The sequence below is a fragment of the Arthrobacter sp. NPDC057009 genome, from assembly GCF_042673905.1.
Lineage (GTDB): Bacteria > Actinomycetota > Actinomycetes > Actinomycetales > Micrococcaceae > Arthrobacter.
Genome location: NZ_JBHUSB010000001.1, coordinates 614,539 through 627,310 on the forward strand (window position 1 = coordinate 614,539; position 12,772 = coordinate 627,310).

A 12,772-nucleotide genomic window follows, 5' to 3' on the forward strand; every position below is an offset into this window, starting at 1 on the left:
AATGAGCCTTGCGGAACGGTTGATCGGGGTGTCTCTGGACCTGACTGGATTTTGCCAGACCAGGCCTAAACGCCCGTGCCACAAACAGTTGCTTCCCAAGCCCGTGAAGGCGCAAGGGGGCACTATGCCGTGGCACGATTGTTTACGAGGTTTGCTGTCGGCACACAAAAGGCGCCATACAAACTCAAAATCTTAGCACAGTTTGGGCGCAGCTCCATATCACCAGTCAGGGCTCCCCCGCAACGTACGACGGCGACATGTGCTGCCGGCGTTCGTCCCGCCGTCGGCCTCTTCCCCCGCTTAGGCCGCTCCCCCGCTTAAAGGGGGAAACCCCCGCTCCCAAGGGGAACGGGGGTTTCCGTGCAGCCAGGGCCGCAGGTATTACTTGGCCTTTTCGAGGATTTCCACGAGCCGCCAGTTCTTGGTGGCGGACAGCGGCCGGGTCTCGGCGATGACAACCAGGTCGCCGATGCCGGCGGTGTTCTGCTCGTCGTGTGCCTTGACCTTGGAGGTGCGGCGGATGACCTTGCCGTACAGGGCGTGCTTCACGCGGTCTTCAACCTGAACAACGATGGTCTTGTCCATCTTGTCAGAGACCACGTAGCCGCGACGCGTCTTACGGTAACCGCGCTGCTCAGCCGTAGCTGCCGTAGCAGTTTCCGTCACGTTCTCGTCCTTTTCACTCACTTGGCGTCCTCCTCGGTCTCAGCCTCGGCAGGCTTTTCAGCCTTCTTCGCTGCAGACTTCTTGGACTTCTTTTCTTCCTTGGCTTCCACAACCGGTGCGGCAACCTCGGCACGAATGCCCAGCTCGCGCTCACGGAGAACGGTGTAGATGCGTGCGATGTCCTTCTTTACCGCGCGCAGGCGACCGTGGTTCTCCAGCTGTCCGGTGGCGGACTGGAAACGCAGGTTGAACAGCTCTTCCTTGGACTTGCGGAGTTCTTCAACGAGACGCTCGTTGTCGAAACCGTCCAGCTGTGCGGGTGCGAGATCCTTCGACCCTACTGCCATTTCTACTCACCACCTTCGCGACGCACAATGCGTGCCTTCAACGGCAGCTTGTGGATTGCCAGGCGCAGGGCCTCGCGAGCTACCTCTTCATTGACACCGGAGAGTTCGAAGAGAACCCGGCCCGGCTTGACGTTGGCGACCCACCATTCCGGCGAACCCTTACCGGAACCCATGCGGGTTTCGGCAGGCTTCTTGGTCAGCGGACGGTCCGGGTAGATGTTGATCCAGACCTTACCGCCACGCTTGATGTGGCGGGTCATCGCGATACGGGCAGATTCGATCTGGCGGTTCGTGACGTATGCCGGGCTCAGGGCCTGGATACCGAACTCACCGAACGAAACCTTGGTGCCGCCCGTGGCAGCGCCGGAACGACCCGGGTGGTGCTGCTTACGGTGCTTGACTCGACGTGGGATAAGCATTTAAGCCTGTCCTCCTTCTGCTGCCTGTGCCGGAGCGGCTTCAGCTGCAGGAGCTTCGGCTGCCGGACGTTCGGTGCGACGGCGGCGGTCACCACGGTCAGCGCCACCCGGGCGGCCCGGACGGTCGCCGGAGCGGCCGCGGGACGGGGCAGCAGCTGCCTGCTGAGCCAGTTCCTTGGAGGTGACGTCGCCCTTGTAGATCCAGACCTTCACACCGATGCGGCCGAAGGTGGTCTTGGCTTCGTAGAAGCCGTAGTCGATGTTCGCGCGGAGGGTGTGCAGGGGCACACGGCCTTCGCGGTAGAACTCCGAGCGGGACATTTCAGCGCCACCGAGACGGCCGGAGCAAGCGATACGGATACCCTTGGCACCGGCACGCTGTGCGGACTGCATGGCCTTCTTCATTGCGCGGCGGAAGGCCACGCGGGAGGTCAGCTGCTCGGCAACACCCTGGGCAACAAGCTGGGCTTCCATCTCGGGGTTCTTGACCTCGAGGATGTTCAGCTGGACCTGCTTGCCGGTGAGCTTTTCGAGCTCGCCGCGGATGCGGTCGGCCTCGGCGCCGCGGCGGCCGATGACGATGCCCGGACGTGCCGTGTGGATGTCCACGCGGACCCGGTCGCGGGTGCGCTCGATCTCGACCTTGGCGATGCCGGCGCGCTCCATGCCCGTGGACATGAGCTGGCGGATGCGGATGTCTTCGCGAACGAAGTCCTTGTACCGCTGGCCGGACTTGGTGCTGTCAGCGAACCAGTGCGATACGTGATCGGTGGTGACGCCGAGTCGGAACCCGTGCGGGTTTACTTTCTGTCCCACTTAGCGAGCCTCCTCTTTCTCCGGGGTAGCGACTACCACGGTGATGTGGCTGGTGCGCTTCTTGATCTGAAATGCACGACCCTGGGCACGCGGCTGGAACCGCTTCATGGTCGGGCCTTCATCAACAAACGCTTCGCTGATGATGAGGTCACCTTCGTCAAACGCCACGCCGTCGCGGTCCGCGAGGACCCGGGCGTTGGAGATTGCCGACTGAACTACCTTGAATACCGGCTCCGAAGCTGCCTGCGGGGCAAACTTCAGAATTGCCAGAGCCTCGTTCGCTTGCTTTCCACGAACAAGGTTGACGACGCGCCGGGCCTTCATAGGCGTTACGCGGATGTGGCGCGCAATTGCCTTGGCTTCCATTGCTTTCCTTCTCTCGTCTTTGACGTAAGTGCAGGCGCCTTAGCGGCGCTTGCCCTTACGGTCGTCCTTGACATGGCCGCGGAATGTCCGCGTGGGAGCGAATTCGCCGAGCTTGTGCCCGACCATCGACTCGGTGACAAACACCGGGATGTGCTTGCGTCCGTCGTGCACGGCGATCGTGTGCCCGAGCATGTCGGGGATGATCATCGAGCGGCGGGACCAGGTCTTGATGACGTTCTTGGTGCCCTTTTCGTTTTCCCTTGCGACCTTCACAAAGAGGTGCTGGTCAACGAAAGGACCTTTTTTCAGGCTGCGTGGCATGTGTCCAGGCTCCTATCGCTTGTTCTTGCCAGTACGACGGCGACGAACAATAAGCTTGTCGCTCTCTTTGTTGGGGCGGCGGGTGCGGCCTTCAGGCTTACCGTTCGGGTTGACCGGGTGGCGACCACCGGAGGTCTTACCTTCACCACCACCGTGCGGGTGGTCAACCGGGTTCATGGCAACACCACGGACGGTCGGGCGAACGCCCTTCCACCGCATACGGCCAGCCTTACCCCAGTTGATGTTGGACTGCTCGGCGTTGCCGACCTCGCCGATCGTGGCGCGGCAGCGCACGTCAACGTTGCGGATTTCGCCGGAGGGCAGACGCAGCTGGGCGAAACGGCCTTCCTTGGCGACGAGCTGAACAGAAGCACCGGCGGAGCGGGCCATCTTGGCACCGCCGCCCGGGCGCAGCTCAACCGCGTGGATAACGGTACCCACGGGGATGTTGCGCAGGGGCAGGTTGTTGCCAGGCTTGATGTCAGCATTGGCGCCGGCTTCCACGAAGTCGCCCTGGTTGAGCTTGTTCGGGGCGATGATGTAGCGCTTGGTGCCATCAACGTAGTGCAGGAGGGCGATGCGAGCCGTGCGGTTCGGATCGTACTCGATTTCGGCAACGCGGGCGTTGACGCCGTCCTTGTCGTGGCGACGGAAGTCGATCAGACGGTACTGGCGCTTGTGTCCGCCACCCTTGTGACGGGTGGTGATCTTACCGGTGTTGTTACGGCCGCCCTTCTTGGGCAGCGGACGTACCAACGACTTTTCCGGCGTCGACCGCGTGATTTCGGTGAAGTCAGCTACGCTCGAGCCACGACGGCCCGGCGTAGTCGGCTTGTACTTACGGATTCCCATAATTTATTTCCTCGTTAAAGTGGTCTCCGCTACGCGAGCGGACCGCCGAAGATGTCGATAGTGCCTTCTTTGAGGGTCACAATGGCACGCTTGGTGTTCTTGCGGGTGCCCCATCCGAATTTGGTGCGCTTGCGCTTACCGGCACGGTTGATGGTGTTGATCGATTCGACCTTGACGGAGAAGATCTTCTCCACGGCCAGCTTGATCTCGGTCTTGTTCGACCGGGGGTCCACCAGGAAGGTGTACTTGCCCTCGTCGATCAGGCCGTAGCTCTTTTCCGAAACGACGGGTGCAAGCACAACGTCGCGCGGGTCCTTGATGGTGGCTGCGCTCACTTGGCATCCTCCTGGTTCTTTGCAGCCTTGTCAGCAACGAATGCTTCGTAGGCAGCCTGAGTGAAGACTACGTCGTCGGAAACGAGGACGTCGTAGGTGTTCAGCTGGTCCACGTACAGGACGTGAACTTCGGCGAGGTTGCGCACGGACAGTGCAGCAACGTCGTTGGCGCGCTCGATGACGACCAGCAGGTTCTTGCGCTCGGAAACTCCGCGCAGGGTTGCCAGTGCTGCCTTGGAGGACGGCTTGTCGCCGGCAACCAGTTCAGACACGACGTGGACGCGGCCGTTGCGGGCGCGGTCAGAGAGAGCGCCGCGCAGTGCAGCAGCAATCATCTTCTTGGGGGTCCGCTGGGCGTAGTCACGCGGGGTGGGACCGTGGACGATGCCACCGCCGGTCATGTGCGGAGCGCGGATCGAACCCTGACGGGCGCGGCCGGTGCCCTTCTGCTTGAACGGCTTGCGGCCTGCACCGGAAACCTCGGCGCGGGTCTTGGTCTTGTGGGTACCCTGGCGAGCAGCAGCGAGCTGGGCAACGACGACCTGGTGCAGCAGCGGCACGTTGGTCTGAACGTCGAAGATCTCTGCAGGCAGGTCAACCTTGACAGTGTTAGCCATTGAACTAGGCTCCCTTCACGGCGGTGCGTACGAAGACGACCTGGCCGCGGGCACCGGGAACGGCGCCCTTGATCAGGAGCAGCGACTTCTCGACGTCAACCGCGTGAACGGTGAGGTTCAGCGTGGTGTGACGAACGGCGCCCATGCGGCCGGCCATTCTCATGCCCTTGAAGACGCGGCTCGGGGTGGATGCGCCACCGATTGAACCGGGCTTACGGTGGTTCTTGTGGGCACCGTGGGAGGCGCCAACACCGGAGAAGCCGTGACGCTTCATAACACCGGCGAAGCCCTTACCCTTGGTGGTGCCGATGACGTCGATCTTCTGGCCGGCTTCGAAGAGCTCAACGGACAGCTCCTGGCCCAGCTCGTAAGAGTCAGCATCTGCAGTGCGCAGTTCGACGACGTGGCGGCGAGGCGTGACGCCTGCCTTCTCAAAGTGACCAGCCAGCGGCTTGGTGACCTTGCGGGGATCGATCTGGCCGTAGCCGATCTGAACGGCGACGTAGCCATCGGTCTCTGCATTGCGCAGCTGGGTGATGACGTTGGAGTCAGCCTGGACAACAGTGACGGGGATGAGCTTGTTGTTCTCGTCCCAGACCTGGGTCATGCCGAGCTTCGTGCCCAGCAGGCCCTTTACGTTACGGGTTGCGGTCATAGTCTCTCAGCACCTCCCTACAGCTTGATTTCGATGTTCACGTCGGCCGGCAGGTCGAGACGCATGAGCGAGTCAACAGCCTTGGGCGTGGGGTCGATGATGTCGATCAGACGCTTGTGCGTGCGCATTTCGAAGTGCTCGCGGCTGTCCTTGTACTTGTGCGGAGAGCGGATAACGCAGTACACGTTCTTCTCCGTCGGCAGCGGCACCGGGCCGACTACCGTTGCGCCTGCGCGCGTGACCGTCTCAACGATCTTCCGTGCTGAAACGTCAATGACCTCGTGGTCGTATGACTTCAGCCGGATGCGGATTTTTTGTCCCGCCATGTCGCCTGACTCTCTTTCAGTAAGTGCTGCTCTGTTTACTTGCGTGTTGTATGGCTGCCGAAGCATTTGAGGTCGTAACCACCACCCGCCGCACAAGCTGAATCCGGATGAATCCGGGTTCCTCAACCTGCCGGCGCACCCGACCCCCGCGGTCGGGCGTGTCGCGCTGTGCAAAACGCACGAGCCCGCAGTTCCTTAGGGGGATTGGGTTATGTTTGGGCTTCAGCCTGGACCCTGGCACCCGGCATTATCCGGATCGGGACGCGAAGAAGCGCTTGAACAACTCATCTAGTATGCCGGAAATTGTCCGAGGATGCGAATCGGCCCTACAGGCGCTTCTGCCGGCCCCCTGCAGTCATTGCCCAGGTCATTGCCCAGGGTCATTGCCTAGGATCATTGCCGCCCGCCTTCTCCGGTTGGATGATGGGTGGATGGCCGTGCAGAGTGCCGACGCCGGCGATCAAGCAGTCAACGCGGACGCAGTGCAGAACCTTGCCGGGCGCCTGCGCCCGGGTTTTACCCTGGGCGTCGCTGCCGCCGCCTTCCAGATCGAGGGCGCCCTCGCGGCGGACGGCCGCGGGCCCTCGGGGTGGGATGCCTTTGCGGCGAAGCCGGGCAGCATCCTGCACGGGCATTCCCCGGCGGTGGCCTGCGACCACTATAACCGGGTGCCGGAGGACGTTGCCCTCATGCGCGAACTCGGCATCGACTCATACCGGTTCTCCATCGCGTGGCCCCGCATCCAGCCCGAGGGCCGTGGCCTGGCCAACCCGCGGGGCCTGGACTTTTACGACCGGCTGGTGGACCTGCTGCTGGCGGCCGGCATCTCCCCCATGGCCACGCTGTACCACTGGGACACTCCCCTGCCCCTGGAACACAGCGGCGGCTGGATGAACCGGGCCACGGCGGAGCGCTTCGCGGAGTACGCTGCGGCCGCTGCCCAGCGGCTCGGTGATCGGGTGGCCCAGTGGGTCACGCTCAACGAGCCCGTCTCCGTCACGCTTAACGGCTACGCGCTCGGGGTCCATGCCCCCGGCCGCGACCTGCTGTTCAATGCGCTGCCGTCAGTCCACCATCAGCTCCTCGGCCACGGGCTCGCGGTCCAGGCCCTCCGGGCAGCGGGCGTGGCCGGGTCCATCGGCGTCACCAACCTGCACTCCCCCGTCCGCCCTGCCACCAGGCGGCTGGCGGACAGGCTGCTGGCCAAGGTCTTCGACCTTGTCCTGAACCGCGTCTATGCGGATCCCATCCTCCTGGGGCGCTATCCCGCTCCGCCGCTTGCCGCCCGCCCCTGGTTCAGGTTCTTGTCCAGGGCGTCCGACGACGACCTCCGCCTGATCAGCCAGCCGATCGACTTCTACGGGGTGAACTACTACTACCCTGTCCGGGTGGCTGCCGGGCAGGGCCTGCCGGACACCCCGGCCGGCAACGCCCAGGCTATGGCACGGGTGCCGTTCCATCTGGCGGGCTTCCCGGAATATTCCACCACCGGCTTCGGATGGCCGGTGGCACCGGACCACCTGGGCATCCTGCTCCGGGAGCTCAAAGACCGGTACGGGCCGGCCCTGCCGCCGGTGTACATCACCGAGAGCGGCGCGAGCTTTCCTGAACCGGAACACGTCACCGGCCCCATCACCGACTCGAGACGGATCGATTACCTGGCGGACCATCTGGACCAGGCGGTCAATTCGACGGCGCCGGGCGGCATCGCGCACGACGTGGAACTGCTCGGCTACTTCGTCTGGACGTTCATGGACAACTTCGAATGGGCCGCCGGGTATTCACAGCGCTTCGGTCTGGTGCATGTTGACTTCGAGACCCTCAAGCGCACGCCCAAAAAGTCCTTCTACTGGCTGCAGGCGCTCAGCCGGGCACGGACCCGCGCGGTCTGAAAGCGGGCTGCGCAGGACGGCCGGCCGCCGGGACAGCGGACGCCGGCTACTGGTTCTTGTTGGCCCGGTTGATGCGCTTGGCGCGTTCAATCTCGTGGCGGAAGTTCTTCTTCACCCAGAAAACGCCCACCACTACGGCGACAACCACCAGCAGGAAAATAAGCCAACCCATGATGCTCCCTCTTTGCCACGAATCTGTCGCGAGCAATAACCCTATCAGTGACGGTCCCCAGTCCACAGCCTGAAGCCGCAGAGACAAAAACAGCCCCGCTGCCAGTAGCAGCGGGGCTGTTTTCGAAGATCAGGCTGTTAGGCCTGCAATCAGCAAGAGTTACTTGATGATCTTGGTGACACGTCCCGAACCAACGGTGCGGCCGCCTTCACGGATAGCGAAGCCGAGGCCCTCTTCCATAGCGATCGGCTGGATGAGCGCAACGGTCATCTCAGTGTTGTCGCCGGGCATAACCATTTCCGTGCCTTCCGGCAGGGTGATAACGCCGGTCACGTCCGTGGTACGGAAGTAGAACTGCGGGCGGTAGTTCGAGTAGAACGGGTTGTGACGTCCGCCTTCGTCCTTGGAGAGGATGTAGACGTTGGCCTCGAAGTCGGTGTGCGGGGTGATGGAACCCGGCTTGACGACAACCTGGCCACGCTCGACGTCGTCGCGCTTCAGACCGCGGAGCAGCAGGCCACAGTTCTCGCCGGCCCATGCTTCGTCGAGCTGCTTGTGGAACATCTCGATACCGGTAACGGTGGTCTTCTGGACCGGGCGGATACCGACGATCTCGACCTCGGAGTTGATGGCGAGGGTACCGCGCTCGGCGCGGCCCGTCACAACGGTGCCACGACCGGTGATGGTGAAGACGTCTTCGATCGGCATCAGGAACGGCTTGTCGCGGTCACGAACCGGGTCCGGAACGGACTCGTCGACAGCAGCCATCAGGTCCTCAACGGACTTGACCCACTCCGGGTCGCCTTCCAGGGCCTTGAGGCCGGAAACGCGGATAACCGGGGCGTCGTCGCCGTCGAAGCCCTGCGAGCTCAGGAGCTCACGAACTTCCATTTCGACGAGGTCGAGGAGTTCCTCGTCCTCAACCATGTCTGCCTTGTTCAGCGCGACCAGCAGGTAGGGAACACCAACCTGGCGGGCGAGCAGAACGTGCTCGCGGGTCTGAGCCATCGGGCCGTCAGTAGCGGCAACCACGAGGATTGCGCCGTCCATCTGGGCAGCACCGGTGATCATGTTCTTGATGTAGTCAGCGTGACCCGGAGCGTCTACGTGTGCGTAGTGGCGCTTCTCGGTCTGGTACTCAACGTGGGAGATGTTGATGGTAATGCCGCGCTGACGCTCTTCCGGAGCAGAGTCGATCGACGCGAAGTCACGCTTCTCGTTGAGAGTCGGGTACTTGTCGTACAGCACCTTGGAAATGGCGGCCGTCAACGTCGTCTTACCGTGGTCAACGTGACCGATGGTACCGATGTTAACGTGCGGCTTAGTCCGCTCGAACTTTGCCTTTGCCACAGGTTCCTCCTAGAACGTTTTTCAAATGGCTTACCTTCGACCGCGCTTATCGCGGCAGAAACTCCAGTAAGTCTATCTGGGGGCTTTGGATTGATGAAATTGCAGATTCAGGAACTAATACTAGTGCCTAGACCCTGTTCGTGCTGATGGCCGGAACCCGGCGGGAACCAAGGGCTCCGGCCATCCGCACTAGGTGTGTTCCGCAGGGGAAACGCACCCGGTTTTCGCAGCTTGTCGCGTGGACAGTCCTGGGGACTACTCGCCGCGGGACTTCTGGATGATCTCGTCGGCAACTGCCTTCGGGACCTCGGCGTAGCTGTTGAACGTCATGGAGTAAACAGCGCGGCCCTGGGTCTTCGAGCGCAGGTCACCGATGTAGCCGAACATGCCGGACAGCGGAACGTGCGCGCGGACAACCTTGACACCTGCTGCGTCTTCCATGGACTGCATCTGGCCACGGCGGGAGTTGAGGTCACCGATAACGTCACCCATGTATTCCTCAGGGGTGCGGACCTCGACATCCATCAGCGGTTCGAGCAGAACAGGGTTCGCCTTGCGTGCGGCTTCCTTGAAAGCCATACGGCCGGCGATCTTGAACGCCATTTCCGATGAGTCAACATCGTGGTACGCGCCGTCAACCAGCGTGGCCTTGATGCCGACAACCGGGTAACCGGCCAGGACGCCGTCGTTCAGCGCATCCTGGATACCGGCGTCAACCGACGGGATGTACTCGCGCGGAACACGGCCACCGGTGACCTTGTTCTCGAACTCGTACAGCTCGCCTTCCGCGGTGTCCAGCGGTTCGATGGCGATCTGGACCTTTGCGAACTGGCCAGAACCACCGGTCTGCTTCTTGTGCGTGTAGTCGTGGCGCTCCACGGCACGCTTGATGGTCTCGCGGTAGGCAACCTGCGGCTTGCCGACGTTGGCCTCGACCTTGAATTCGCGGCGCATGCGGTCCACCAGGATGTCCAGGTGGAGCTCGCCCATGCCGGCGATGATGGTCTGGCCGGTGTCTTCGTTGAGGGAGACCTGGAAGGTCGGGTCCTCAGCGGAGAGCTTCTGGATGGCCGTGGAGAGCTTCTCCTGGTCACCCTTGGTGTTCGGCTCGATGGCAACAGAGATCACGGGCTCCGGGAAGCTCATGGACTCGAGCACGATCTGGTTGCTGGAGTCACACAGGGTGTCGCCAGTGGTGGTGTCCTTCAGACCGATGGCTGCGTAGATGTGGCCAGCAGTGGCTGCCTCGACGGGCATTTCCTTGTTGGCGTGCATCTGGAACAGCTTGCCGATGCGCTCCTTCTTGCCCTTGGTGGAGTTGACCACCTGGGCGCCGGACTCCACGTGACCGGAGTACACGCGGATGAAGGTGAGCTGGCCAAAGAACGGGTGGGCCGCAATCTTGAACGCGAGAGCGGAGAAGGGCTCTTCGGCGGACGGCTTGCGGGTCAGTTCCTTCTCTTCGTTCTTCGGGTCGTGACCGATCATCGGAGGAACGTCGAGCGGGTTCGGCAGGTAGTCGACGACGGCGTCAAGCATCGGCTGGACACCGCGGTTCTTGAAGGCGGAGCCACAGAAGACCGGGTACAGCTCGGAGTTGATGGTCATCTTGCGGATGCCGGCCTTGAGCTCATCGATGCTGAGCTCTTCGCCTTCGAGGTACTTCTCCATGAGTTCCTCGGAGGACTCAGCAACGGTCTCCACGAGGGAGGCGCGGTATTCCTCGGCCTTGGCCTGCAGGTCTGCCGGGATCTCCTGGATCTCGTACTTGGCACCCATGGTCACGTCACCCTTGGCATCGCCGGGCCACACCAGAGCGCGCATGTAGAGCAGGTCCACGACGCCGATGAAGTCGTTCTCGGCACCGATCGGCAGCTGCATGACCAGCGGCTTGGCACCCAGGCGGCTGATGATGGTGTCCACGGTGAAGTAGAAGTCAGCGCCGAGCTTGTCCATCTTGTTGACGAAGCAGATACGCGGAACGTTGTACTTGTCAGCCTGGCGCCAAACGGTCTCAGACTGCGGCTCAACGCCTTCCTTGCCATCGAAGACGGCAACTGCACCGTCGAGGACGCGCAGGGAGCGCTCAACCTCAACCGTGAAGTCCACGTGGCCGGGGGTGTCGATGATGTTGATCTGGTTGTTTTCCCAGAAGCAGGTCACGGCGGCAGACGTGATGGTGATGCCGCGTTCCTTTTCCTGTTCCATCCAGTCAGTGGTCGAAGCGCCGTCGTGCGTTTCGCCAATCTTGTGGTTCACACCTGTGTAGAACAGAATGCGCTCGGTGGTGGTGGTCTTGCCGGCATCAATGTGGGCCATGATGCCGATGTTGCGGACCTTACTAAGGTCTGTAAGCACGTCCTGTGCCACGGTGTCTCCCTTTCGGATGGACTACGCGTTCGCCGCCGGCTCGGTTGAGCCGGCGGCGTACGGGAAGTTTTACCAGCGGTAGTGGGCGAAGGCCTTGTTGGACTCGGCCATCTTGTGGGTGTCTTCGCGACGCTTCACAGCGGCACCGAGACCGTTCGAGGCATCCAGGATTTCGTTCTGGAGGCGCTCGGTCATCGTCTTTTCACGGCGGGCCTTGGAGTAGCCGACCAGCCAACGCAGGGCGAGGGCGGTGGAGCGGCCCGGCTTGACCTCAACCGGAACCTGGTAGGTGGCGCCACCGACACGGCGGGAGCGGACCTCGAGGGACGGCTTGACGTTGTCCATGGCCTTCTTGAGGGCTGCAACGGGGTCGCCGCCGGACTTGGCGCGTGCACCTTCGAGGGCACCGTAGACGATGCGCTCAGCGGTGGACTTCTTGCCGTCAACCAGCACCTTGTTGATCAGCTGGGTGACCAGCGGGGAGCCGTAGACGGGATCTGATACGAGCGGCCGCTTGGGGGCCGGACCCTTGCGAGGCATATTACTTCTTCTCCATCTTTGCGCCGTAGCGGCTACGAGCCTGCTTACGGTTCTTGACACCCTGGGTATCGAGGGCACCGCGGACGATCTTGTAGCGAACGCCGGGGAGGTCCTTCACACGACCACCACGGACGAGCACAATGGAGTGCTCCTGGAGGTTGTGGCCAACACCGGGGATGTAGGCGGTAACTTCGATGCCACCGTTGAGGCGCACACGTGCGACCTTACGCAGAGCCGAGTTCGGCTTCTTCGGGGTGGTGGTGTAAACGCGGGTGCAGACACCGCGGCGCATCGGGCTGCCCTTAAGCGCGGGAGCCTTGGTCTTTGAGACCTTCGGCGTGCGGCCCTTGCGGACCAGCTGGTTAATCGTAGGCACTTTCGTGTTCTCCGTTTTATCCGGAGCGACCTCTGACAGCCGCTCTCCTGTTTCTTTGCCCCGCCGCCCGAGCTTTGAAGAAGTCTCCAGAGCAGCTGAGGCGAAGCCTTAATGTCGGATCACATCCGAAGGACGCTGTGGCTCGCGGCCGCAACTGTCCCTAGGCATGCGAAAATGTGGCATACGTTGCACAAGAACCCTGCAAACCGGAAACGTCGCTCTCGGTCCAGCCTTTCAGCTCGGTCCGGGCGCACTCATCCACTGCCACAATAACAATTGGTCTCAAGTCTAGCATGAACGGCCCTGAGGCCTTAATCGGCGGGCATTCCTGCTGTTAAACGCGGATGGTCCC

Annotated in this window: 17 protein-coding genes; 1 reads left to right on the plus strand and 16 read right to left on the minus strand. The window is 62.3% G+C overall.

Annotation, left to right across the window (positions count from 1 at the left end; all coding sequences use genetic code 11):
- Positions 1 to 381: 381 nt before the first annotated feature.
- The 11 genes from rpsQ to rpsJ are packed head-to-tail and all read right to left on the minus strand — an operon-like array spanning position 382 to position 5,720.
- Positions 382 to 687 carry a 30S ribosomal protein S17 gene (gene rpsQ / locus ACFTR6_RS02885; protein WP_076801234.1) on the minus strand — a complete coding sequence of 102 codons (306 nt, stop codon included), beginning with the start codon at positions 685 to 687 and terminating at the stop codon, positions 382 to 384.
- Positions 684 to 1,013: a 50S ribosomal protein L29 gene (gene rpmC / locus ACFTR6_RS02890; RefSeq protein ID WP_003803792.1), complete on the minus strand. Its 330-nt coding sequence runs from the start codon at positions 1,011 to 1,013 to the stop codon at positions 684 to 686. The genes rpsQ and rpmC overlap by 4 nt, the downstream gene beginning before the upstream one ends.
- 2 nt (positions 1,014 to 1,015) lie before the next feature.
- Positions 1,016 to 1,432, minus strand: a complete 417-nt coding sequence (gene rplP / locus ACFTR6_RS02895; RefSeq protein ID WP_076801229.1) for a 50S ribosomal protein L16 — start codon at positions 1,430 to 1,432, stop codon at positions 1,016 to 1,018.
- Positions 1,433 to 2,248, minus strand: coding sequence for a 30S ribosomal protein S3 (gene rpsC / locus ACFTR6_RS02900; RefSeq protein WP_076801226.1), 816 nt, complete (start codon positions 2,246 to 2,248; stop codon positions 1,433 to 1,435).
- Positions 2,249 to 2,614 (minus strand): 50S ribosomal protein L22, encoded by a 366-nt coding sequence (rplV, locus tag ACFTR6_RS02905; protein ID WP_003803798.1) that lies wholly within the window; start codon positions 2,612 to 2,614, stop codon positions 2,249 to 2,251.
- Between the two features lie 39 nt (positions 2,615 to 2,653).
- On the minus strand, positions 2,654 to 2,935 hold the full coding sequence (gene rpsS, locus ACFTR6_RS02910) for a 30S ribosomal protein S19 (protein WP_003803803.1): 282 nt from the start codon (positions 2,933 to 2,935) through the stop codon (positions 2,654 to 2,656).
- Positions 2,936 to 2,947: 12 nt separating this feature from the next.
- Positions 2,948 to 3,787: a 50S ribosomal protein L2 gene (gene rplB, locus ACFTR6_RS02915; RefSeq protein ID WP_076801223.1), complete on the minus strand. Its 840-nt coding sequence runs from the start codon at positions 3,785 to 3,787 to the stop codon at positions 2,948 to 2,950.
- 29 nt (positions 3,788 to 3,816) lie between these two features.
- Positions 3,817 to 4,122, minus strand: coding sequence for a 50S ribosomal protein L23 (gene rplW, locus ACFTR6_RS02920; RefSeq protein WP_011692807.1), 306 nt, complete (start codon positions 4,120 to 4,122; stop codon positions 3,817 to 3,819).
- Positions 4,119 to 4,739 carry a 50S ribosomal protein L4 gene (gene rplD / locus ACFTR6_RS02925; protein WP_377956807.1) on the minus strand — a complete coding sequence of 207 codons (621 nt, stop codon included), beginning with the start codon at positions 4,737 to 4,739 and terminating at the stop codon, positions 4,119 to 4,121. The genes rplW and rplD overlap by 4 nt, the downstream gene beginning before the upstream one ends.
- Positions 4,740 to 4,743: 4 nt before the next feature.
- The gene (gene rplC, locus ACFTR6_RS02930) at positions 4,744 to 5,394 is read right to left on the minus strand and encodes a 50S ribosomal protein L3 (RefSeq protein ID WP_076801220.1); all 651 of its coding nucleotides are present in this window, start codon (positions 5,392 to 5,394) and stop codon (positions 4,744 to 4,746) included.
- A gap of 17 nt (positions 5,395 to 5,411) precedes the next feature.
- Entirely contained in the window at positions 5,412 to 5,720 is a 309-nt protein-coding gene (rpsJ, locus tag ACFTR6_RS02935; protein ID WP_003803825.1) for a 30S ribosomal protein S10, read from the minus strand.
- Between the two features lie 431 nt (positions 5,721 to 6,151).
- On the opposite strand from rpsJ, the gene ACFTR6_RS02940 reads away from it, so the two are divergent.
- The gene (locus ACFTR6_RS02940; protein WP_377956808.1) at positions 6,152 to 7,612 is read left to right on the plus strand and encodes a GH1 family beta-glucosidase; all 1,461 of its coding nucleotides are present in this window, start codon (positions 6,152 to 6,154) and stop codon (positions 7,610 to 7,612) included.
- A 46-nt stretch (positions 7,613 to 7,658) separates the two neighbouring features.
- Here ACFTR6_RS02940 and ACFTR6_RS02945 read toward each other — a convergent pair whose 3' ends face one another.
- From ACFTR6_RS02945 to rpsL, 5 genes are all read right to left on the minus strand, one after another.
- Positions 7,659 to 7,784 (minus strand): hypothetical protein, encoded by a 126-nt coding sequence (locus ACFTR6_RS02945; protein WP_257787652.1) that lies wholly within the window; start codon positions 7,782 to 7,784, stop codon positions 7,659 to 7,661.
- Positions 7,785 to 7,943: 159 nt separating this feature from the next.
- Positions 7,944 to 9,134, minus strand: coding sequence for an elongation factor Tu (tuf, locus tag ACFTR6_RS02950; RefSeq protein ID WP_076801216.1), 1,191 nt, complete (start codon positions 9,132 to 9,134; stop codon positions 7,944 to 7,946).
- A 255-nt stretch (positions 9,135 to 9,389) separates the two neighbouring features.
- Positions 9,390 to 11,504: an elongation factor G gene (gene fusA, locus ACFTR6_RS02955; RefSeq protein ID WP_076801214.1), complete on the minus strand. Its 2,115-nt coding sequence runs from the start codon at positions 11,502 to 11,504 to the stop codon at positions 9,390 to 9,392.
- Positions 11,505 to 11,573: 69 nt separating this feature from the next.
- Entirely contained in the window at positions 11,574 to 12,044 is a 471-nt protein-coding gene (gene rpsG / locus ACFTR6_RS02960; protein ID WP_003803829.1) for a 30S ribosomal protein S7, read from the minus strand.
- 1 nt (position 12,045) lies between these two features.
- On the minus strand, positions 12,046 to 12,420 hold the full coding sequence (gene rpsL / locus ACFTR6_RS02965; RefSeq protein ID WP_003803830.1) for a 30S ribosomal protein S12: 375 nt from the start codon (positions 12,418 to 12,420) through the stop codon (positions 12,046 to 12,048).
- Positions 12,421 to 12,772 lie beyond the last annotated feature (352 nt).